Source organism: Winogradskyella psychrotolerans (assembly GCF_018860565.1).
Classification (GTDB): domain Bacteria; phylum Bacteroidota; class Bacteroidia; order Flavobacteriales; family Flavobacteriaceae; genus Winogradskyella; species Winogradskyella damuponensis.
In genome coordinates this window covers 154,969-176,767 of sequence record NZ_JAHKPS010000028.1, presented here as the reverse complement: position 1 = coordinate 176,767, position 21,799 = coordinate 154,969, and the positions used below count along the sequence as shown (strand labels likewise).

The 21,799-nt window shown below is 33.2% G+C and carries 17 protein-coding genes; 6 read left to right on the top strand and 11 right to left on the bottom strand.

The window, feature by feature from the left end:
* The first annotated feature begins 154 nt into the window (after positions 1-154).
* On the top strand, positions 155-511 hold the full coding sequence (locus tag KO504_RS14575; RefSeq protein ID WP_215928026.1) for a toxin-antitoxin system YwqK family antitoxin: 357 nt from the start codon (positions 155-157) through the stop codon (positions 509-511).
* 107 nt (positions 512-618) lie between these two features.
* On the opposite strand, the gene KO504_RS14570 is transcribed toward KO504_RS14575, so the two are convergent.
* Both KO504_RS14570 and KO504_RS14565 read right to left on the bottom strand, forming a co-directional pair.
* Positions 619-3,420 (bottom strand): TonB-dependent receptor, encoded by a 2,802-nt coding sequence (locus tag KO504_RS14570; protein ID WP_215928024.1) that lies wholly within the window; start codon positions 3,418-3,420, stop codon positions 619-621.
* Positions 3,421-3,531: 111 nt separating this feature from the next.
* Positions 3,532-4,839: a hypothetical protein gene (locus KO504_RS14565; RefSeq protein ID WP_215928022.1), complete on the bottom strand. Its 1,308-nt coding sequence runs from the start codon at positions 4,837-4,839 to the stop codon at positions 3,532-3,534.
* A gap of 238 nt (positions 4,840-5,077) precedes the next feature.
* On the opposite strand from KO504_RS14565, the gene KO504_RS14560 reads away from it, so the two are divergent.
* Both KO504_RS14560 and KO504_RS14555 read left to right on the top strand, forming a co-directional pair.
* Positions 5,078-6,418 (top strand): deoxyguanosinetriphosphate triphosphohydrolase, encoded by a 1,341-nt coding sequence (locus KO504_RS14560; protein ID WP_215928020.1) that lies wholly within the window; start codon positions 5,078-5,080, stop codon positions 6,416-6,418.
* An 85-nt stretch (positions 6,419-6,503) separates the two neighbouring features.
* Positions 6,504-6,674, top strand: coding sequence for a hypothetical protein (locus tag KO504_RS14555; RefSeq protein WP_215928018.1), 171 nt, complete (start codon positions 6,504-6,506; stop codon positions 6,672-6,674).
* On the opposite strand, the gene KO504_RS14550 is transcribed toward KO504_RS14555, so the two are convergent.
* Entirely contained in the window at positions 6,648-8,429 is a 1,782-nt protein-coding gene (locus tag KO504_RS14550) for a 1-deoxy-D-xylulose-5-phosphate synthase (protein WP_215928016.1), read from the bottom strand. The genes KO504_RS14555 and KO504_RS14550 overlap by 27 nt on opposite strands.
* Positions 8,430-8,494: 65 nt before the next feature.
* Here KO504_RS14550 and KO504_RS14545 point away from each other — a divergent pair, with 65 nt between their 5' ends.
* Positions 8,495-8,944, top strand: coding sequence for a nucleoside deaminase (locus tag KO504_RS14545; protein WP_215928014.1), 450 nt, complete (start codon positions 8,495-8,497; stop codon positions 8,942-8,944).
* Positions 8,945-8,969: 25 nt separating this feature from the next.
* Positions 8,970-9,437 carry a hypothetical protein gene (locus tag KO504_RS14540; protein ID WP_215928013.1) on the top strand — a complete coding sequence of 156 codons (468 nt, stop codon included), beginning with the start codon at positions 8,970-8,972 and terminating at the stop codon, positions 9,435-9,437.
* Positions 9,438-9,521: 84 nt separating this feature from the next.
* On the opposite strand, the gene KO504_RS14535 is transcribed toward KO504_RS14540, so the two are convergent.
* The 8 genes from KO504_RS14535 to KO504_RS14500 form a co-directional block, all read right to left on the bottom strand.
* Positions 9,522-9,713, bottom strand: coding sequence for a cold-shock protein (locus KO504_RS14535; RefSeq protein WP_020898101.1), 192 nt, complete (start codon positions 9,711-9,713; stop codon positions 9,522-9,524).
* Positions 9,714-9,824: 111 nt separating this feature from the next.
* Positions 9,825-10,070 carry a hypothetical protein gene (locus KO504_RS14530; RefSeq protein WP_215928011.1) on the bottom strand — a complete coding sequence of 82 codons (246 nt, stop codon included), beginning with the start codon at positions 10,068-10,070 and terminating at the stop codon, positions 9,825-9,827.
* Positions 10,071-10,102: 32 nt separating this feature from the next.
* Complete coding sequence (locus tag KO504_RS14525; RefSeq protein ID WP_215928010.1) at positions 10,103-11,905, bottom strand: chloride channel protein; 1,803 nt, start codon at positions 11,903-11,905, stop codon at positions 10,103-10,105.
* A 142-nt stretch (positions 11,906-12,047) separates the two neighbouring features.
* Positions 12,048-13,802 (bottom strand): aspartate--tRNA ligase, encoded by a 1,755-nt coding sequence (gene aspS / locus KO504_RS14520; protein WP_215928008.1) that lies wholly within the window; start codon positions 13,800-13,802, stop codon positions 12,048-12,050.
* A 140-nt stretch (positions 13,803-13,942) separates the two neighbouring features.
* Positions 13,943-17,476 (bottom strand): efflux RND transporter permease subunit, encoded by a 3,534-nt coding sequence (locus KO504_RS14515; protein ID WP_215928007.1) that lies wholly within the window; start codon positions 17,474-17,476, stop codon positions 13,943-13,945.
* Between the two features lie 64 nt (positions 17,477-17,540).
* Complete coding sequence (locus KO504_RS14510) at positions 17,541-18,719, bottom strand: efflux RND transporter periplasmic adaptor subunit (protein ID WP_215928005.1); 1,179 nt, start codon at positions 18,717-18,719, stop codon at positions 17,541-17,543.
* 18 nt (positions 18,720-18,737) lie between these two features.
* Positions 18,738-20,063 (bottom strand): TolC family protein, encoded by a 1,326-nt coding sequence (locus KO504_RS14505; RefSeq protein ID WP_215928003.1) that lies wholly within the window; start codon positions 20,061-20,063, stop codon positions 18,738-18,740.
* On the bottom strand, positions 20,060-20,668 hold the full coding sequence (locus tag KO504_RS14500) for a TetR/AcrR family transcriptional regulator (RefSeq protein WP_215928002.1): 609 nt from the start codon (positions 20,666-20,668) through the stop codon (positions 20,060-20,062). The genes KO504_RS14505 and KO504_RS14500 overlap by 4 nt, the downstream gene beginning before the upstream one ends.
* A 150-nt stretch (positions 20,669-20,818) precedes the next feature.
* Here KO504_RS14500 and KO504_RS14495 point away from each other — a divergent pair, with 150 nt between their 5' ends.
* A complete protein-coding gene (locus tag KO504_RS14495; protein ID WP_215928001.1) occupies positions 20,819-21,793 on the top strand; it encodes a polyprenyl synthetase family protein in 975 nt (324 codons plus the stop codon).
* Positions 21,794-21,799 lie beyond the last annotated feature (6 nt).

Here is a 21,799-nt window from a genome sequence, read left to right as displayed (position 1 = left end):
TATTTTTATAATGTAAACTCTGTGCTCTGTTCTAAGTACCTGGTTTTTAATTGAATAAAACCCTAATGTTAACTTAATGTTATGTAAATATTGCTTAAATGTAAAATTAATGTTATATTCGTAACGTAAATATTAATTAAATACCCAAATAGATATGAAAAAGATAGTCATAATATTAGTAATGTTGAGTGTAGGATTTACGTATGCTCAAAATAAAAATAAGCCACAATTAGAAAAGAAAGGTGATTTGTTAATCGCTACTTATTTTCACGATAATGGTGCAATACAACAAACAGGTGCCTTTGATGCCAATGGTAAACTGCAAGGCAAATGGACTAGTTTTGATGTAGAAGGCAATAAATTAGCTGTTGCCACATACGATGCTGGTAAAAAAGTTGGAAAATGGTTCTTTTGGGAAGGTGATTCGCTAAAAGAAGTAGATTATAGAAACAATGCTATTGTAAGTGTTGTGGAATGGTCTAATGATAGAACACTGGTGTCTTTAGATTAATTATTATAAAATAAAGTTCAAAACAAAAAAACCGTCTCATAAGCTTATGAGACGGTTTTTTATTTTAATGAACGTTTGTATTATGTTTAGAATCGTTTTGATCTAAATTAGAATTTTATAGCATAGCTTAAAGAGAATTCTACTCCTGGGCTATAATTGCTGAAAATTTGATCTTCGGCATTATAAGATTGATAGTTAGATCTTATTTCATCATTCAAAATGTTATCAACCTTCAAAGTGATCGTTCTGTTTTCCTTTTCTCCAAATGATTTTGAAAAGTTAAAGTTTAAACTATGGAAAGGATCTGTATATACGTCTGATACCTGACCAATACCAACAATTTGTAGTGTTTCTCCTTGAACATTATAATAAATACCAGACTGAATACCGTTTTTTGAGTAGCTTAATCCTGCATTAATTAAATAAGGAGATTGACCTTGGAGCTGTCTCTTATCATCAATTTCTTCGCCGTCACGTGCCGCAGAAAGTCGGCCTTCATATTCAGCTTCGTTCATAGTTTGCTCAGACTCAATAACAGAGATGTTAGTGTTGAATGATAGGCTATTAAGGTTTTCATAGATAAAACCTAGATTTCTTCTAAATTCTAATTCTACTCCGTACACTTTAGCATCTCCAATGTTTCTAGGAATGACATCGTTAATGGCTTCGAGTCCAAAAATGGTTAACTCAATAGGGTTATCAAATGACTTATAGAATCCACTTAAAGCAAGTAGACCAGCATCTTCACTAAAAATTTCATATCGTATATCAAAATTGTCTACGTAGGTTGTTTTTAGGTCAATATTACCATTAAATGTAATATTTGAAATAGGATCAAAAATTTGAGCGACAGAAGCTTCTTTAAATGAAGGTCTAGCCGTAGATTTTGCATAAGATAATCTTAAATTTGTATTGTCATTAAGGCTAAAGATTAAGTTTAAAGAAGGGAATAAATCTGCTTCATCTATGATACGTTCATCGTTAAAGTTAATATCTCCAATAGTGTTACTACCTGTATAATAACTATCGTATTTTTCGAATCTTAAACCTAAAACACTTTTTAACTTATCTGTAATTTTAAATTCTTCTGAAACATAAGCAGCGTAAGTAGTCGCATAAGCGTTGAATGTGTTAGCAGGTTCAAAATTACTTACAACGTATGTACCACCTGAATTATCTGTGGTCCAGATATTCTCAGAAATTAATAAATTATCTGGGTTACCACTAAAAGCTGCGGCTGGTGTACCATCAATTCTTAAGCTGTATTGATTAATGTCAAAATCACGTTCCTTGTAAACTTGAGCTAAACCGGCTTTGAATTTAGCATCTTTATTAAATAATTGATGTTTCTTAGTAAAGTTCAGTTTAGATGATAAATTGTTTTCTTCTAAGTTTCTCCATATTCTTCTTGGTTCTCCAATACTTGGTCTAATAATATATTGGCCATCATCATATTCAAATAATGTAGAACGAACATCTTTATCATTAACTTTAACATTGGTTCCAGAAACACTCCAATCGAGCTCATTTGAGCTTTCAGCACTAAAGACATGTGTACCTGATAACAATAAGTTGTTTACAGTTTTTTCAGTGTATTCTAAGTTGTCACTGTAGAAAAGGGCTGCATTGGTAATAAAACTTTCTTGTTCAAATTTACCCGTCTTAGCAGTTCCGTTTTGAACTTTTGTAAACACAACCTTGTACTTAGAAAAATCACGTTTGTAAGTTACACCCGCTAAACCACTGATAAGTACATTTTCTTCAGATAAATACCCTTTCTGTAATCTATTAGGTACCAATTCTGTTTCACTTAAACTTTGTGGCTTAAATAAAAAGTTTTGGGTGTAATCATCATATAAGGTAGTTTCTGCGTTGTAACTAATAGCTGCAATGTATCCTAATTTATGGTCTCCAATTTCAATTTGATTAGAAGTGCTGAATCCAAAATTGTAGTTCATAAAACTTGTGTCATTCTGTGCAGCCATTTCAGGCTCAAAACGTCTTGTCAATTCTGTTAATCTTGGGCTATTATCTGCTAAGGCAGGAATAGATGCTCCTAAAGCAATAGGGTCGTCTCGTAAACCATTGTCAAAACCTAAGAAATCAGTACCACTTTTGCTTTGTGTAATAAAATCTGAATTAAAATGCATGCTTGGATTATAGCCAACACCAACACTTAAATTGTATTCTTCACGACTAGAAAAATCTTTGGTAACAATATCTACAACACCACCTGTAAAATCAGCAGGTAAATCGGCAGTTAAAGTTTTATATACTATTATATTTTCAATAAGATTAGATGGAAAAATATCTAATTGTACTGTATTTCTATCTGGATCTAAACCAGGAATATCCATACCGTTTAGAATTGATTTTGTATAACGATCTCCTAAACCTCTTACGTATACAAATTTTCCATCTTGTAATGACACTCCAGGTACTGATTTAACAGCACTAGCGACGTTAGACGCACCAGATTTTTTCATGGTTTCAATAGAGAGACCATCGAAAAGATTAACAGATTTACGCTGTAAGTTTAAAACAGCTGCCTCAGAGTTTCTTCTTATAGATGTAGAGACTATAACCTCATCTAAACTTTCTGAAGACGGATTTAAGGTGACGTTTATGGTAACTTCTGTATTCTCTTCAATAACGACATCGGTTATTTCCTTAGGCTGATAACCCACAAATGAATATACCAAAACATAAGTTCCAGGGTCTAGCTCTAATTCATAATTTCCGTCAAAATCAGAAGTGGTACCAATAGTAGTGTTTTTTACCACAATATTGGCAAAGGGTAGAAGGTCATTAAATTCTGCGTCATAGATCTTTCCGGTTACCACACCAGTTTGAGAGAATCCAACTAAAGAAAATAGACTAAAAACTAATAACGTAAATAAATGTTTCATCTTAATATTTTAAAGTATAGAAAAAACTCATCTCTTTGCCAGAGATGAGTTTGAAATTATTTTAATAGTACACCTAGTGTGTATTCAAATAAAATTATATTTCTTAATAGATTACTCAACTGTTGTATCATTCCACATTACTGAGTTGTCATCTCCAGAAGGGTAAACAACTTGCCAGTTAGAAAAACTGATGTTATCAGCAGCATAATTTGTAGCAGAAGTAGCGTCATCTAATTCTACATCAGAACCAGCTCTGAATCCGTATGCATATACATTGTTGATTGTAGCTAAAGCACCATCTCTTAAATCAGAATATTCTCTGTTTCCACTTACACCATCAATTGTAGCAGAAGTATCACCAATCATTGTTAAACCGTCAATTGTAAATCCAGCTTGGAAAGAACCAGCAGGTCCATCAATTTCCATAGCGTGATCTGTTACGTTTGTAGAAATTGTAAGGGCATTACTAATAGTTCCAGAGAACGCTTCATCTATGTCTAATAAATCATCAGCACAACCCCAAACGATTGGGTTAGATACGTTAACAGCACCTGCAAACCATTCGATACCATCATCTAAGTTAGCAACAACTTCAATGTTAGAAATTGTAGTACCACTACCAACACCACCAAGTGTTAAACCGTTGATTTCGTTATCTGATCCGATTACAGCACCACCATGTCTAATAGAGATGTAGTTTAATACACCAGAGTTATCAGCATCATTTGTTCCACCGTAAGAACCTGGCTCAGTTGCAGGTAAACCTTCTATTTGTATTGATACTGCATCACCAGAAAAAGAACCTTGTGCTTTACCTAAAACTAAAACACCACCCCATAAAGCTCTATCATCGATAGAAAGGTTTGTTCCTGCGTTAGTTCCTAAAGCAATATTATCACTTGCTGCAGTAAAGATAATTGGCGCACTAGCTGTTCCGTTAGCATTAATCATACCACCTTGAGCAACAATTAAAGCAGATGCGTTAGATCCTGTAGATTCAGCACCTTTAATAATTGTACCAGGCTCAATAGTTAATGTTACACCTTCTTGAACATAAACTTTACCATCTAAAATATGAAATCTGTCATTTGTCCAAGTTTCATCAGCTGTAATAAAACCAGAATGTGTTTCGTCTGCTTGTGGGCTATCAACAGTCCAAGTTGGGTTGTCGTAAGATAAACCATCAATAGCAGCTGCCATTTGGCTCGCTGTGTACGTCCATCCAAATACATTTAAATCAGCACCTGTAGTTTGTGCACCTTGTGCAACTGCAGAAGACCAAGCATCTGCATCGTCAGAGAAACTAGCAGTTGGTGTTACACCATCGTCACTACCACCACCATTGTCATCATCACTACTACAGTTAAATGCGATAAGTGAAAATGTAAGTAAAAAGAATAAGTTTTTAATTGTTTTCATTTTTGTTTTTTTTCTTGATTTAATATTGTGCTGCAAAGAAACTATCATATGCTTATTTAGAAGTTATGTGAAAATTAAAGGTTTGTAATGAAAAGGTTAGTTTACTGTTAGCTTAGTATTATGTGAATTTATATTTAGGAAACAATTAGGTAACATTGAAATTTCTAGTGTCTAACTAAGTTTTATTTAATCAATTGTTTCTCATTTTATATATCTTGCATCTTATAACACTATTACTATGAATTGGGAACAACTACTCTCCTTAAAGCGTTTTGGAGACACTAATAAAAGATTGAGAAAAGAGCAAGATGAAACGCGTTTGGGTTTTGAGGTTGATTATGACCGTATTATATTTTCATCCGAGTTTAGAGGTCTTCAAGATAAAACACAGGTTATACCTTTGTCTAAAACCGACTTTGTACACACGCGCTTAACACATAGTTTAGAAGTGAGTGTTGTTGGTAGATCTTTAGGGCGAAAAGTTGGTCAATTACTATTAAAAAAACATCCACATTTAGAGAGTGTACATGGTTATACAATAAATGATTTTGGTGCCATAGTAGCTGCAGCCGCTTTAGCTCACGATATTGGTAACCCACCATTTGGTCATTCTGGAGAAAAAGCTATTGGAGCTTATTTTAAAAATGGTAAGGGTTCCAAATTTAAAGAACTCTTAACAGAAAAAGAATATCAAGATTTATGTGATTTTGAAGGTAATGCCAATGGTTTTAAAATCTTAACCGAAAGTAGAGAAGGTAGAGCAGGAGGATTAAGATTAAGTTATGCAACCTTAGGAGCATTTATGAAATACCCTAAAGAATCTTTACCTAAAAAACCAACCAATCATATAGTAGATAAAAAATATGGTTTTTTTCAGAGTGAAAAAGAGATGTTTATAGATGTAGCATCAGAGTTAGGTTTATCCAAAAGAGGTAATGATTATTTGAGTTTTCAAAGACATCCATTAGCATTTTTAGTGGAGGCAGCAGATGATATTTGTTATACTATAATTGATTTTGAAGATGGTATTAACCTTGGATTGATTGAAGAAGAATATGCTTTAGAATATTTAATTAATTTGGTAAGAGGCAGTATTAAAACCGAAAATTATCACGCCTTAAAAACCACTGAAGATCGTGTGAGTTATTTACGAGCCTTAGCGATAGGACGATTAATAAATGAAGCCGCGTCTCTATTTATGGAGCATGAAGAAGCTATTTTAGCTGGTAAATTTGAAACGGCTTTGTTGGAGGTAAGTCAGTATAAAGCGCAGATAAAAGATATTATTGATATAAGTGTTAAGAATGTTTACCGCTCTAAAGATGTATTAAATAAGGAAATTGCGGGTTACGAAATTCTAAATCAATTACTCAATGCTTATGGTGAAATGGCTTTTAATTATTATAAAGGTCATATGTCCAACTACGATAATTTATTGTATAATATATTGCCAGAAACGGTTAAATTGAAGAGTGATGCACTTTATCAAAACCTACTTTCTGTATGCTTATACATTTCAAAATTATCAGATACAAATGCTATGTTGCTACATCAGAAGTTGAAAGGTAATATTTTATAACGTGCATTTCATCGAATAAATTTGTTTTTTAACGGTATTTGTTTTTTATTTACCTTATAATCAGCCCTCAAAAAAACATCTACTTATGAAAAATAATATACTCGGTGGCTTAGTTATCTTCATGGTTGTAGTAACATGCTTATTAATGCTGGACGACATTTCAAATCCACAAGAACAGTTATCAATACAAGATACTGTTGAGGTAGAACAAGTTGAAAATAATACAGATTTAGCAATTGTTGAGAGCGAAGAGTAAGTCTTCAATTCTCTTTTGTAGTGATGAGGCATCCAATTTTTGCATTGCTTTTAATTGGTCTGTAGTGCCATGTTCTATAAACTGATCTTCAATACCTAGAATAGTAATGGTTTGTTTATAATTATTAGTATTAGCAAAATTTAAAATCATACTGCCAAAACCACCAACAACAGTACCATCTTCTATGGTAATAATGGCATCGTATTTTTTAAATATACGGTGCAGTAAATTTTCATCCAAAGGTTTTACAAATTGCATATCATAATGTCCAATAGCATCTTTCTGATTGATAGACAGAATTACATCGTCAATAGTTTTTGCTGTTGTACCAATAGTAAGTATGGCAATTTTAAGGCCTTCTTTAAGGCATTTGCCTTTTCCTATGTCTACGATTTCAAAAGGTTTTTTCCAATCTAAAAGATGACCTCTTCCGCGTGGATAACGAATCGCAATAGGAAAATCAATACCTAATTGAACGGTGTACATTATATTTCTGAGTGCAATAGCATCTTTTGGTGCAAAAATCACCAAATTAGGAATGCAACTTAAATACGCCAAATCAAAAACACCGTGATGTGTAGCTCCATCTTCACCAACCAAACCAGCTCTGTCTAAACAGAAGATTACAGGTAAGTTTTGTAATGCCACATCGTGAATGATTTGATCGTAGGCGCGTTGTAAAAATGTAGAATAAATATTACAAAATGGAATAAGGCCTTGTGTTGCCATTCCTGCAGCAAGTGTAACAGCATGTTGCTCTGCAATACCTACATCGAAAGCTCTATTAGGAATGGTTTCCATCATATATTTTAAGGAGCTTCCTGTTGGCATAGCAGGAGTAATACCTACTATTTTATCATTTTTTAAAGCCAACTCTACAATAGTTTCACCAAAAACATCTTGGTATTTTGGAGGTTGCTTTAAGTCTGATTTTACTGGCAGTTCACCTGTTTTTGCATCAAATTTTCCTGGTGCGTGGTATTTTACTTGGTCTAATTCTGCTTGTTTTAAGCCTTTTCCTTTTGTGGTAATAATATGCAAAAACTTAGGTCCTTTTACGGTTTTTAGTCGTTTTAATTCTGAAAGGAGTAAGGGTAAATCATGACCATCAATAGGTCCGGAGTAATTAAAGTTTAAGGCTTCAAAAATATTGTCTTGCTTTTCAGTTCCTTTTTTTACGTTAGTCAAATATTGTTTTAGGGCACCAACGCTTGGGTCTATACCAATGGCATTATCATTTAAGATAACGAGTAAATTAGCATCTGTAACTCCGGCGTGGTTTAAACCTTCAAAAGCCATTCCACTAGCAATAGAAGCATCGCCAATGACAGCAATATGGTGTTTGTTTTCGCCTTTTAGTTGTGAAGCAATTGCCATTCCTAAAGCTGCCGAAATTGAGGTTGATGAATGTCCAACACCAAAAGCATCATATTCACTTTCACTACGCTTTGGAAAACCGCTTATACCATTGAGTTGCCTGTTGGTATCAAAAATGTCTTTTCTTCCGGTTAAGATTTTGTGACCATAAGCTTGGTGGCCAACATCCCAAATTAATTCATCTTTTGGAGTATTAAAGACGTAATGCAACGCAATAGTCAATTCCACCACGCCAAGACTAGCTCCTAAATGACCTTCTTTTGTAGCGACGATGTTAATAATAAAGCGTCGTAACTCTTTAGCAAGTTGAGGTAAGTCTTCGGGCGCAAGTTGGCGTAAATCTTTAGGAAGATTAATATGTTTTAAGAGGTTTTTCATTCAATTACAAATGTACTATAAGCAAATGTATTTTTTTATGCAATTAGAATCGTATTTTTACAACTATGACAGACCCATTTGACGACACTTATTTTATGAGACGTGCCCTTCAGGAAGCTGAGGCTGCTTTTGAAAAAGGCGAAATTCCGGTTGGAGCGGTTATTGTAGTAGAAAATAGAATTATTGCAAGAACACATAACCTTACAGAATTATTAAACGATGTAACAGCACATGCCGAAATGCAGGCTATAACATCTGCTGCTAATTTTTTAGGTGGAAAATATTTAAATAAATGTACCTTATATGTGACTTTAGAGCCTTGTCAAATGTGTGCGGGTGCGCTGTATTGGAGTCAAATTTCTAAGATCGTTTATGGAGCTTCAGATGTACAAAGAGGCTTTAAAACATTGGGAACGACATTACATCCTAAAACAGAAGTTGTGAGCGGAATTTTAGCAGAAGAAGCTTCTGCTTTAATGAAACGTTTTTTTATTGAAAAGCGTAACTTAAATTAATTTTAAACAAAACAGTATAGTTATCATGAAAAAACATCCATTACTAATAATACTAGCTTTAATATGTGTTGTAAGTTGTAAATGCCATAAAACAGCTGTAAATAATGCAAAAATGACCACTGTAGAATCTGTTTTAATTGCAAAGGGCAATCTTTATGGTGCTGGTAAAGAGGGGTTAACAAAGCAGAATATGATTATAGAAAACCAAAGTGATTGGGAGGATCTGATGCATCAGATGAATAAGGTTAATAATGTCTCTGATGGTTTTTCTGAAACTAAAGTTGATTTTTCAAAATATACAGTTATTGCAGTGTTCAATACTGTAAAAGGAAGTGGTGGTAATAGTATAGAATTGGCTGTGACAAATACGTCTGAAAAGATTATTGTTAAAGTGATGTACAATAGTCCTACGGGAAATGCAACGAGTGTAATGACGCAACCTTTTTATATTACTAAGATTGCTAAAACAGATTTGCCTATAGTTTTTAAATAGTTGTATGACGTCTTTGAGTTCGTAATAGAGCAAAAAAAAACGCTCAACCATTGGTTGAGCGTTGAAACTTGTAAGATATATTACTTATAGTACTTGCACATTTGCAGCTACTAATCCTTTTCTTCCTTCTTCTTCGTCGTACTCTACTGTGTCACCTTCGCGTAATTCTACGCCATTAAGGTTTGATACATGTACGAAGATGTCTTTTCCTGTTTCTTCGTTGGTAATGAATCCAAATCCTTTTGAATCATTAAAAAATTTAACTGTTCCAGTCATTATAATATAAATAAAAATTAAAGTACAAAGATAATATAAAAATAAAGTCCACTGTTAATAAATCGTTTTATTTTGTTTTATATCACGATAATAGAAACAGAATTTAATAAATCACGTTCTAGAATCACGCTGATTTTCTCGCATCTTGTCAAGATTTTCCTTAGAAAGCATATAGTCTTTAACATCTTTATCTTTCCACCTATAATAGGAGAACAATGGAAAAACAACGAAGAATAAACCTACAACTCCAAAGCCAATTAGTTTTTGATGGTAAGGCACATCTAATAAAAAACCACAAGCAATACTAGTTATTGAGGAAACAAGTGCAATAAAGGTGATGATTTTTATAGGTTTCATTCAAAAATTTTTATTCAATTGTCTATATAGACTTAAGATGTAAAGTTAATTAATTCGTTACGATAAGCGGTTAGTAATTTTGATTTTGATACAAAACCGTAATAACAGCCTTCTTTTATTACAGGTAAATTCCAAGCTCCGCTATCTTGAAATTTTTTCATCACAGCTTTCATTGTATCTTTTTCGTAATCGATATAATTTGGCGGGTTGTGCATAAAAGTTTCTACCGAAGTAGAATCGTATAACGACTGATCAAACATTACAGTTCTAATATCATCTAATAGAATTATTCCTACTAAACGCTTATAACTATCGACTACAGGAAATAAATTCCGACTGGATTTAGAGACGCCTTTATGAAGCATTTCTCCTAAGGTCATTTCTGGGTTTAATGCAATAAAATCTTTTTCTATAACACTATCTAACTGCATCATTGTAAGAACACTTTGGTCTTTATCATGTGTTAATAAATCTCCACGTTCTGCCAATTCGCGCGTGTAAATTGTATGTTCCATATAATTTTTTGTAATCATATATGAAATTGCGACTGTGATCATTAGCGGTAAAAATAAAATATAACCACCAGTAATTTCGGCTATTAAAAATATAGCGGTTAATGGAGCATGAATCACTCCGGCAATTAGTCCGGCCATTCCAATGAGTGTAAAATTAGCTTCAGATACCTGATGTCCAAGTCCAATATTATTAATGATTTTGGCAACAACATTACCTAAAGCACTTCCCATAACCATCGTTGGTACAATAACTCCTCCAACACCTCCTGCGGCAAATGTGGTAGTCATGGCTATCGCTTTAAATATGGTAAAACCAATGAGTAATACAATAACAACCCAAATATTGTCAACGTATTTGTCAAAAGGATTATCGCCTAAGGCGTGTAGATAATTACCTTCAAATAAGTCTTTAGTAAAACTTAAGCCTTCCCCATAAAGTGGAGGGATAAAATAAAGCATAATACCAATAGCAACACCACCAACTAAAAGTTTTGTAAAGCGTGATTTAAAGCGGTCGAAAAAGGCATAAACAGCAAAATATATTTTGGTGAAATATATGGATGCTATCCCTGTTCCTAAACCCAGTAACATATAGAGTGGAGTGTCTTTTGGGTTGAATTTTTCCGTAACATTAAAGTTAAAAAGTAACTCATCTCCTAAAAAGAAATAAGAGGTTAAAACAGAAGATATAGAAGCAATTAACAAGGGTAGTAGTGCCGCAAATGTAAGATCTAAACTAAAAATTTCAACAGCTAATACAATTGCTGCAATTGGAGATTTAAACATAGATGCTACAGCAGCAGCGGTTGCACAAGCAATGAGTAATGTTCTTGTTTTTTTATCAACGTGTAAAATCCGACTTAAATTAGAGCTTAAAGCAGAACCAGAGGTTATAGCAGGTCCTAATAACCCAACAGAACCACCAAAACCTACTGTTAAAGGTGCCATTATTAAGGGATGGTAAATAAGTTTATAAGATAGTAGTCCTTTTTGTCTCAATAAAGAATAAAGTAATGATGGAATAGCTCGCTTTATAAAAGGTGGAATTGATGGTGTCATTCCTTTTTTAAATAGATATTTAGCTATGAGGTATACCAAGAATAAACCAATAACAGGGAGTATAAAATAGAGCTGATTTTGAGAAAAAATAATACCTTTCTCTAATCCTTTTTGAATGGTGAAAGTGATGTTTTTTAAAGTTACAGCTGCAACACCTGTAAGCAATCCAACAAGAACACTTAACAGGTAAACAAAGTTCTTTTGCGATATATATTTGTATCGTAATAATAGAAATTGTTTTATGAAAGATTTCGTTGGCATCTTATTTCAAAAAAAAACTGTAGGTTGTACTTCGACAAAGCTCAGTAATCAACCTACAGGTTTAACCTATTTATTTTATTGAGCTTACTACACTCTTATACCAAATATACAATTTTGAGGAAGCAATTCCTAAAGGGAGTATTTATTGTTTCAAATTCAATTTTAAACTCAGTTCCTTTAGTTGTTCATCATCAATTGATGCTGGAGCATCAATCATAACATCGCGTCCTGAATTATTTTTAGGAAAAGCAATAAAGTCTCTAATTGTTTCTTGGCCTCCTAAAATAGCTACTAATCTATCCAATCCAAAAGCAATACCTCCGTGTGGTGGTGCACCATATTCAAAAGCATCCATAAGGAAACCAAATTGAGCTCTTGCTTCTTCTTCAGAAAAACCTAAATGTTTTAGCATTATGGCTTGTGTTGCTTTGTCATGGATTCTTATAGAGCCTCCGCCAATTTCATTTCCGTTTAAGACTAAATCATAAGCATTGGCTTTTACTTCGCCTGGATTAGTGTCTAGTAATTCTAATTGACCTGGTTTTGGAGATGTAAAAGGGTGGTGCATAGCGTGGTATCGTTCGGTGTCTTCGTCCCATTCTAGCAATGGAAAATCCATAACCCAAAGAGGAGCAAATTCATTAGGTTTTCTAAGACCTAATTGTGTTGCTAACTCCATACGTAAAGCACTTAATTGTGCTCTTACTTTATTTTTATCGCCAGACAATACACATACTAAATCACCTGCTTTTGCGCCTGTAATTTCTGCCCATTTAGCTAAATCTTCTTGGTCGTAAAATTTGTCTACTGAAGATTTAAATGAACCGTCATCATTACAACGCGAATAAATCATGCCTAAAGCACCAACTTGTGGGCGCTTTACCCATTTAATTAAGTTATCAATTTCTTTTCTCGTGAATTTATTACCACCAGGAACAGCAATACCAACCACTAGCTCTGCAGAATTAAATACACCAAAGTCTTTATGTTGTGTAACATCGTTTAATTCGCCAAACTCCATTCCAAATCTAATGTCTGGTTTGTCGTTTCCGTACAATCGCATGGCATCATCATAAAGTATTCTTGGGAATTTTTCTACTTCAACACCATTAATTTCTTTTAATAAATGACGTGTTAAACCTTCAAACGTATTTAAAATATCTTCTTGTTCTACAAATGCCATTTCACAATCTATTTGTGTAAATTCTGGCTGTCTGTCTGCACGTAAATCTTCGTCTCTAAAACATTTTACAATCTGAAAGTATTTATCCATGCCACCAACCATCAATAATTGTTTGAAGGTTTGAGGAGATTGTGGTAATGCGTAAAATTGGCCTTCATTCATACGAGATGGTACCACAAAATCACGTGCACCTTCTGGTGTTGATTTTATTAAATAAGGGGTTTCTACTTCAATAAAATCTTCATTAGATAAATAATTTCTAACCGCTTGCGCAACTTTATGTCTTAGGATTAAACTGTTTTTTACGGGATTACGACGAATATCTATATAGCGATATTTCATACGTACATCATCTCCACCGTCGGTTTTATCTTCAATGGTAAAAGGTGGTACTAAAGACGTATTTAAAATAGTTAATTCTGAAACTAATAATTCAATATCCCCAGTTGGAATGTTTGGGTTTTTAGACGCACGTTCAACTACTGTACCTTTAACTTGAATAACGTATTCGCGACCTAGCTTAGACGCTTTTTCCATTAAGTCTTTAGAAGTACGCTCTTCATCAAAGTAAAGTTGCGTTATACCATAGCGATCTCTAAGATCTAGGTAAATCATAAATCCTTTGTCTCTAATTCCTTGAACCCAACCAGAAAGTGTTACTTCTGTATTGCTGTGTGATGCTCTTAATTCACCACAATTGTGACTTCTGTACATATTGAAATTTTAATTTTATTCATCGTTGCTAATGCTTTGATGAATGCGGTTGCAAATTTAATCAACTTAAGGTATAAACAAATAAAAAAGCCTCAACAATTGTTAAGGCTCTCTTTTGGTTCATTTATTAACATTGTGTTTTAAATGTTATTTTTATCTAATCTCTTATTCATATTAAATGTTTCCTGAGGTATAACTTCGTTTGTTGAAGCCACTTTAGATTTGTTCATCCACATTTTTAGTTTAACACTTAAATAAAACAGAATTGGAACTACAATTAATGTTAAGAATGTTGCTATTAACAGGCCGTAGATAACGGTCCAAGCTAATGGTCCCCAAAATACGACGTTGTCTCCTCCCATATAAATGTTTGGATTAAAATCTGCAAACAGTGTAAAGAAGTTAATGTTTAGCCCAATTGCTAACGGAATTAACCCTAGAATAGTTGTGATTGCAGTTAATAAAACAGGTCTTAAACGTGCTTTTCCTGCGGTAACGATACTTTCAAAAAGGTCTTCGTTAGTTAGGTATTGATCTTCATTTAAATTGAGTTGATTTTTCTTTCGATCTATTAAAAGTTGTGCATAATCTAAGAGTACCACCCCGTTATTTACTACAATTCCGGCTAAAGAAATTATCCCAACCATCGTCATCATAATCACAAAAGCACTTCCTGAAAGTACAATACCACCAAATACACCAATAAAACTCAAGAAAATGGCAATCATAATAATGGTTGGTTTAGAGATAGAGTTGAATTGAAATATTAAGATGAAGAAAATTAATCCAAGTCCAGTAAAAAATGCTCCCATTAAAAACGCCATTTGTTTGTTCTGCTCTTCAATTTGACCTGTATAATCAATATGAATATCTTCTGATAACCCCTTGTAACTTTTCATTTCATTTTGAATTTGGGTTACAATGGCCTGTGCATCTGTATAGCCAGGTGATAAAGCAGAATAAACGGTAACGACTCGCTTAGTTGCTTTATGTTTTATAGCACTAAATCCAGAGTTGTTTTTTTGTTTCGCAACTGTTGATAAAGGAATTTCTTTAATCTGACCTGTGTTATCTCTAAAGGTTATATTCTGATTAAAAAGCGCACTTTTATCATAACGTGTATTTTCATTAAAGCGCACATAAATGTCAAAATCATCACCATCTTCTTTATATATTCCTGCTTTAGAACCAAATATAGAATTACGCAATTGGTCTCCAATTTGTTTGGCAGAAACACCTAATTCTCCGGCTTTTTTACGGTCAATTTCAACTTGCATCGTTGGTTTGTCCTTGTTAACATCGATTTTGAGTTCGTCAATTCCAGCAATGTTTTTAGAATTAACAAAAGCACGCATTTGTTCTGCTGTTGCAATTAATTCATTATAATCATTACCTATGATTTCAATGTTAATAGGCGAACCAGCAGGTGGTCCATCTGCATTTTTCTCTACAGAAATTAAAACCCCTGGATAAATACCAACTAAGGCTTCTTGTACTTTTTGACGTAAGAGCTCACTGTCTTCTCCACGACGGAATTTGTACTCACGCATAGAAGCTGTTATCTTAGCTTTATGTGGCATTTCTGCACCAGAACCCATATCGGTTTGAGGATTTCCTGCACCTTCACCTACTTGAGAAACAGCGCTTTCTACTAAGAAGTTTCTTCCGTTTTCCATAAACCGGTCAGCATTAATAACCTCATAAACACGTTGTTCAATCTGTGCCGTTATAGCATTGGTTTTTTCAATGGCTGTTCCTTGTGGATATTCTATGTAGACAATAATCTGATTGGGTTTGTTATCTGGAAAAAATTCAACTTTAGTACGTTGTGTAGACAATGAAATTCCAAAGGCTATAAATGCCGCAATCAATAATAGGAAGGTTCCAATACTTAAAATATAAGGTTGTTTTTTAGATAATGCACTTCGTAAACGACGCTCGTACCAATTTTCAAGTCTTACTAATGCTTTAGTTTGAAAGCTATTTGCCCATCTTCTGATGAAAAAACGGTATGCCCAAAGCATAATCGCTGTGAATACCATAATAGTTCCTAAACCACGATATGTACCACCGAAAACTAAAATTATAATTCCAATAACGGCAACTATAATTGTGGTTTTAATGATTTGATTTAAAGGCATGTCCTTGTCTTCAGTGGTCATGTAACGCGATACTAATACCGAATTAAAGAAGATAGCCACAAATAAAGATGAGCCTAAAACAATAGAAAGGGTTATTGGTAGAATTTTCATAAATTCTCCCATAATACCAGGCCATAGACCTAAGGGAACAAAAGCGGCTACGGTTGTTGCTGTTGAAATAATAATAGGAAATGCAATTTCACCAATACCTTTTTTTGCAGCCTCAATACGACTCATGCCTTCGTCTTCCATTAAACGGTAAACGTTTTCTACAACTACAATTCCGTTGTCTACTAACATTCCTAATCCCATAATAAGTCCAAAAAGCACCATTGTGTTTAAACTATAGCCAATCATGCCTAATATCATTAATGACATAAACATAGACATTGGTATAGCAAAACCAACAAATAAGGCATTTTTAAACCCTAAAAAGAACATTAATACAGTAACGACCAAGATAACACCAAAGATGATGTTGTTTACTAAATCATCTACTTGACCAATTGTTACAGAAGATTGATCATTGGTAATGGTGACTTCTACGTCTTGAGGGAATTCGTTATCAATAGCATCTTGTACAATAACTTGAATTTGTTCTGCTGCAGCAACCATGTTTTTACCAGCACGCTTTTTAACGTCTAGCATTACAACAGGTTTTCCAGATTTTCTAGCATAAGTGGTTTTGTCTTCTTCGTGAAAAGAAACGGTTGCTACATCTTTTAAATAAATAGAATTTCCATTTTCAGATTTAACTACAAAATCATTCAGCTCTGAAGGAGATTCAATTTCACCTATAATTCTTATGGTACGTCTTTGTCCACTTGCTTTTAAATTTCCGGCAGATTGTGTTATGTTTCCATTTCCAATAGCGCCAAGGATATCATTAAAAGTAACTTTGGCTGCCATCATTTTATAAATGTCAACGGCAACTTCTACTTCTTTATCCTGAGCTCCACGAATATCTGCTTTTTTAATTTCTTGTAAATCTTCAATTTCATCTTGAAGATATTCGGCATAATCCTTTAATTTTTCAATTGGATAATCACCAGAAATATTAATATTTAGAATTGGCATTTCTTCAGAAAGACTCAATTCAAAAACATCTGGTTCTACTTTTGCTCCGTTAAATGTTGGCCAATCTTCACTAGCGGTTTCAGAATCAATTTCGTCTTTAACCTTCTGTTTGGCCTGTTCTACTGTGATATTTTCATCAAACTCTATGATAACCATAGAATAATCTTCTTGAGATGTCGACGTGATTTCTACAAGATTACTCACGGTTTTTAGTCGGTCTTCTACAGGGTCGGTTATTAACTTTTCAATGTCTTCAGCGGTGTTTCCTGGGTAAATTGTGCTGACATAAATTTTAGTCTCGTTTACCTCTGGAAACGATTCTCTTGGCATATCGAAGAAAGCCGAAATTCCCAAATAGAAAAAGACAGCAATAAGCACGTACATCGTGGTTTTATTATTAATTGCCCACGACGACCACGCAAATTCTTTTTCTGTGTTTTTTTTATTATTAGTCATTTAAGTTTGTTTTTTAGACTATAGAATTAGTGTTTAATTACTTTATAAGAATAGAAGCCTTCCATTATTTTTCGTCTATTTCAAGGACTTTTACAGATTGCGTATCTCTAACACTTCTTGCTCCTTCTTTAATAATTTCAGCTCCAGGTTCTAGACCTTTTAAAACTTCAATAACGTCATCTTGTGTTTTTCCTGTCTCAATAATTATTCGTTGTGCAGTACCAATTCCTTTAGAATCTTTGTTAGATACGATATAAACGTATTGTTCTCCTTCTGAATTTTCAGAAACAACACTTTGTGGAATTAATAAGGCATTTTCGTTTGTATAATCGTTAATTTTTAATCGTGCAGATAAATTAGGCTTTATAGATTTGTCATTATTTGGTATTTCAACTTCAATCTTAAAGGTTCGGTTTGCAGGATTTATGAAGTCTCCGGCTTGACGAATTTTGGTTTCTATTGTTTTGCCTAAAACCGGAATGTTTACAGAAACACTTTTGCCTTTTGTAACATCAGAAACATAACGTTCTGGGACTTCGGTTTCAATGTACATATTGTCTAAATTAACAATTCGCATTAATGGGGTTTGCCCTGCTCCAACTACGCTTCCTTGTTCTGTAATGATATCATCAATGGTACCAGAAAAAGGTGCTTTAACATTTGTTTTAGCAATTTGTTGTTTTAATTGATTTACGGCTTCTTGTTGCGATTCGTAAGTAGATTTTGATTGTAAAAACTGAATTTCACTACCTATATTTTGTTCCCAAAGACGTTTTTGACGTTCGTAAGTCGTTTTTGCTAAATCGGATTGAATTTTTAATTGTGCTAATTGTTGGCTTAATCCACCATCGTCTATTTTGGCTAAAATTTGCCCTTTAGTTACATTTTGACCTTCCTTTACGTAAACATGTGTTAAAATACCATTGTATTCTGGTGTGATGGTTAAAAGATTTTTTGTGGTTACGTTTCCTTGAAGTTCTAAAACATGATTAAAAACTTCGGCTTGAGCCTTAAAAGTTGTGATTAATGGTACATGTTTTACAGTGTCTAAAGCTTTAATTTTCTCATCTAAGCGTTTTATTTTATCATTAATGGCTTGTTGTTCGCCAACAAGTTCTCCTCTTTTTGCTCTAATGGTTTCTAAATTACCACTTTCAATGACGGTTTCTACAGAGTTTTTCTTTTCGCCTCCACAAGAGAGAAAAAGAAAAGTAATGGCTATTATTGAATATATATTTTTCATGTTAAATGTGATGATTGATTAATTTTGAGTTGGTGTATTTAAAACGGTTTCTAAAGCTGCTTTTGTGTTTATAACATCTAGCATAGCTTGTAGGAGTTCTTGTTGCGCAGCATATAGCTGTGTTTGTGCTTGTCTGAGTTCAAAACTAGAACCAATACCTTCAAAAAATTTGGTTTGGTTTTTGGTTTCAATACGTTCGGCTAGTGCTAAATTCTCTTTTTTGTTTTCATAATCTTCAATAGCAAATTGATAATCGCTTTGTGCTGATGCAATTTGAAGTTTAATGCGTTGTTCGGTTTCTGTTAAGTCGGTTTCTGCTTTTTCTAAGTTTATTTTTGCCCGTTGTGTTGAAGCGCTTCTTTTACCCGAACTAAAAATTGGAATGTTAAGGTTAACACCAAATGCAGAGGTTCCTATCCAACGTTGTTCTTTGTCAAAATAACTAAAGTCGTTACTGTTGGCTATATAGGCGCCATTAATATATGCACTTAATGTTGGGAGTGCTTTACTCATCTCGAGTTTTACGAGTAATTCTTTAGAGATTTTGTCATTATTCGCAATTTTATAATCTATAGTATTTTCTACATTGTTTTCAATGTTTAGAATATCGAGATTTATATTATTATCGGTTAAAGACTCTAAGGTATCGGTTAAAATTGTATTGCTAGATACGTCAATACCTAAATTAATATTTAGCATTTGAATGGCAATATTCTGAAGGCGTTCGGTTTTATTTAAATTACTTTTTAAACCCGAAAGTGTAATTTGTAATTGCTCAACGCTTTCCTCTTCTTCTAATCCATTTTCATAAATTTTTTGAGTTTCGTAAAGGTTTTTTTCCAATACAATTACGTTTCGTTTTAAAATTTCAACGCTTTCGTTGGCTAGTAATACATTTCCGTAAGCATTAATCACGGCTTTTCTAACTTCTAAATCTGTTTTGGTTTTTGCATTTTCGGAAATTTCTAAAAATACTTTAGCCGATTGCAAGCCCACAAGGTAAGAGCCATCAAAAATAAGTTGATTTAATGTTATCGATGGATTCATAGACTGCTTTGCACCAAAATCTACAATACCATCTTGATCAAAATCAATAGCATCAAATTGTTGCTTAATATTGTTGGTGTAAGCAACATTGGCATCAATTTGAGGTAAGCCAGTAGCTGTGGTTTCCCATTTTTGCTTTTTAGCTGCTTCAATATCTCGAGCAGCATTTATAGCAGATCTATTATTTTCTAAGGCATAGTCAATTGCTTCTTGTAATGATAGACTTTTGGGTTGCTCTTGTGTAAATCCTGTTTGAAAAATAATAAAACCTATTATTAGCGTTAGTGTTTTTTTCATAGGTTATTTAGATTGGTGTTTAATTTTGTTAGTGTTTCTAATCCTTTTTCGGAGCAGATACCTCTTAAATGGTATTCTATATAATTGTTCATTAACATTGGCATTGAAAAGTTTTCGTGTGGAAAAAGGTCCTGATCTTTTAAAGAAATCATACCGTTAAAGTAAAGTCGTGCTATAAAATCTATGTCTATAGAATCTCTGTAAAGATGCTGAGTAACGCCACGTTCTAAGTTACGAGTAACGCAGCCAAGCATTTTTTCGAACTGCTTCTTTTTTAATGAGTTATAAATTTTAGGGTAATACTTTTGAAGCTGATACTGAGGTGATGATTTTTCATCTTTTAAATGAAGCATAACAAAACGCTTAATCTCATAGATCTCTTCAATTGGGTTTTTGTTGAGCTCACAAATACAATCTATACCGTGTGAAATATTTTCAAAAACATACATTGCAGTGGCTTCAACTAATTTTGTTTTATTCTGAAAATGCTGGTAAATGGTTTTTTTAGAAATACCCATTTCATTAGCAATATCATCCATAGTAACACTCTTAAACCCTAAGTTTAAGAACAAATCAGTAGATTTAAATATTATTTTCTCTTTCATTTTTAATTTTCCTTGCTAACGGAACTTTTTTATTATTGCGCAAAGCTACAATAGGAAACTTTAAAAACCAAAAAAGTTTCCAAAGTTTTAATGGTTTTTTAACATAGCCAACATTAGCTTAAAATATGTTTAAAAGATTATTTTTGTCTTATGCAACATATTGAACACTATCAAAAGCCTTTTCTAAAATATTTAGAAGGTTTTATCGTAAATAAAGAACCTAAAAATTTATACAGTCCTATTAATTATATTCTTCAATTAGGAGGAAAGCGGTTACGACCAATTTTAACCTTAATGACAGCTGATGTTTTTGGTGGAAATGTGCCAAAAGCTATGGATGCAGCTTTATCTATTGAAGTTTTTCATAATTTTTCATTAGTACATGATGATATTATGGATGATGCACCTTTACGAAGGGGAGAACAAACGGTTCATGAAAAGTGGAATTTAAACACAGGAATACTTTCTGGTGATGCCATGCTAATTATGGCTTATCAATTATTTGAAAATTATGATCCGCAAACATTTCAGGCGTTAGCTAAATTATTTAGTAAAACGGCTTTAGAGGTTTGTGAAGGACAGCAATATGATATTGATTTTGAAACACGAGATGATGTTACGATTCCCGAATATCTTAAAATGATAGAATATAAAACAGCTGTATTGGTTGGTGCTGCCATGAAAATGGGAGCGATTGTAGCTAATGCTTCTATTGAAAATCAAAATTCTATTTATGAATTTGGACGACTTTTGGGAATTGCATTTCAATTGCAAGACGATTATTTGGATGCTTTTGGTAATCCTGAAACTTTTGGTAAGCAGGTAGGTGGAGATATTATTGAAAATAAAAAGACCTATTTATACCTTAAAACAATAGCGTTAGGATCTGATGATGATAAAATGAATTTAAAGACTTTTATGTCAAACTTAGAATTGTCTAACACTAATAAGGTTGAAGAAGTAAAGCAATTATTTACTAATTCTGGTGCAAAAGAAGCAACTCAAAATGCAGTAAAAGACTATACTAGCAAAGCATTTGAAGTTTTAGAAACATTAGAGATTCCTGAAGAGAAAAAGCAATCACTGAGGTTGTTTGGAGAACAATTAATGAATAGACGCGTATAATTTATA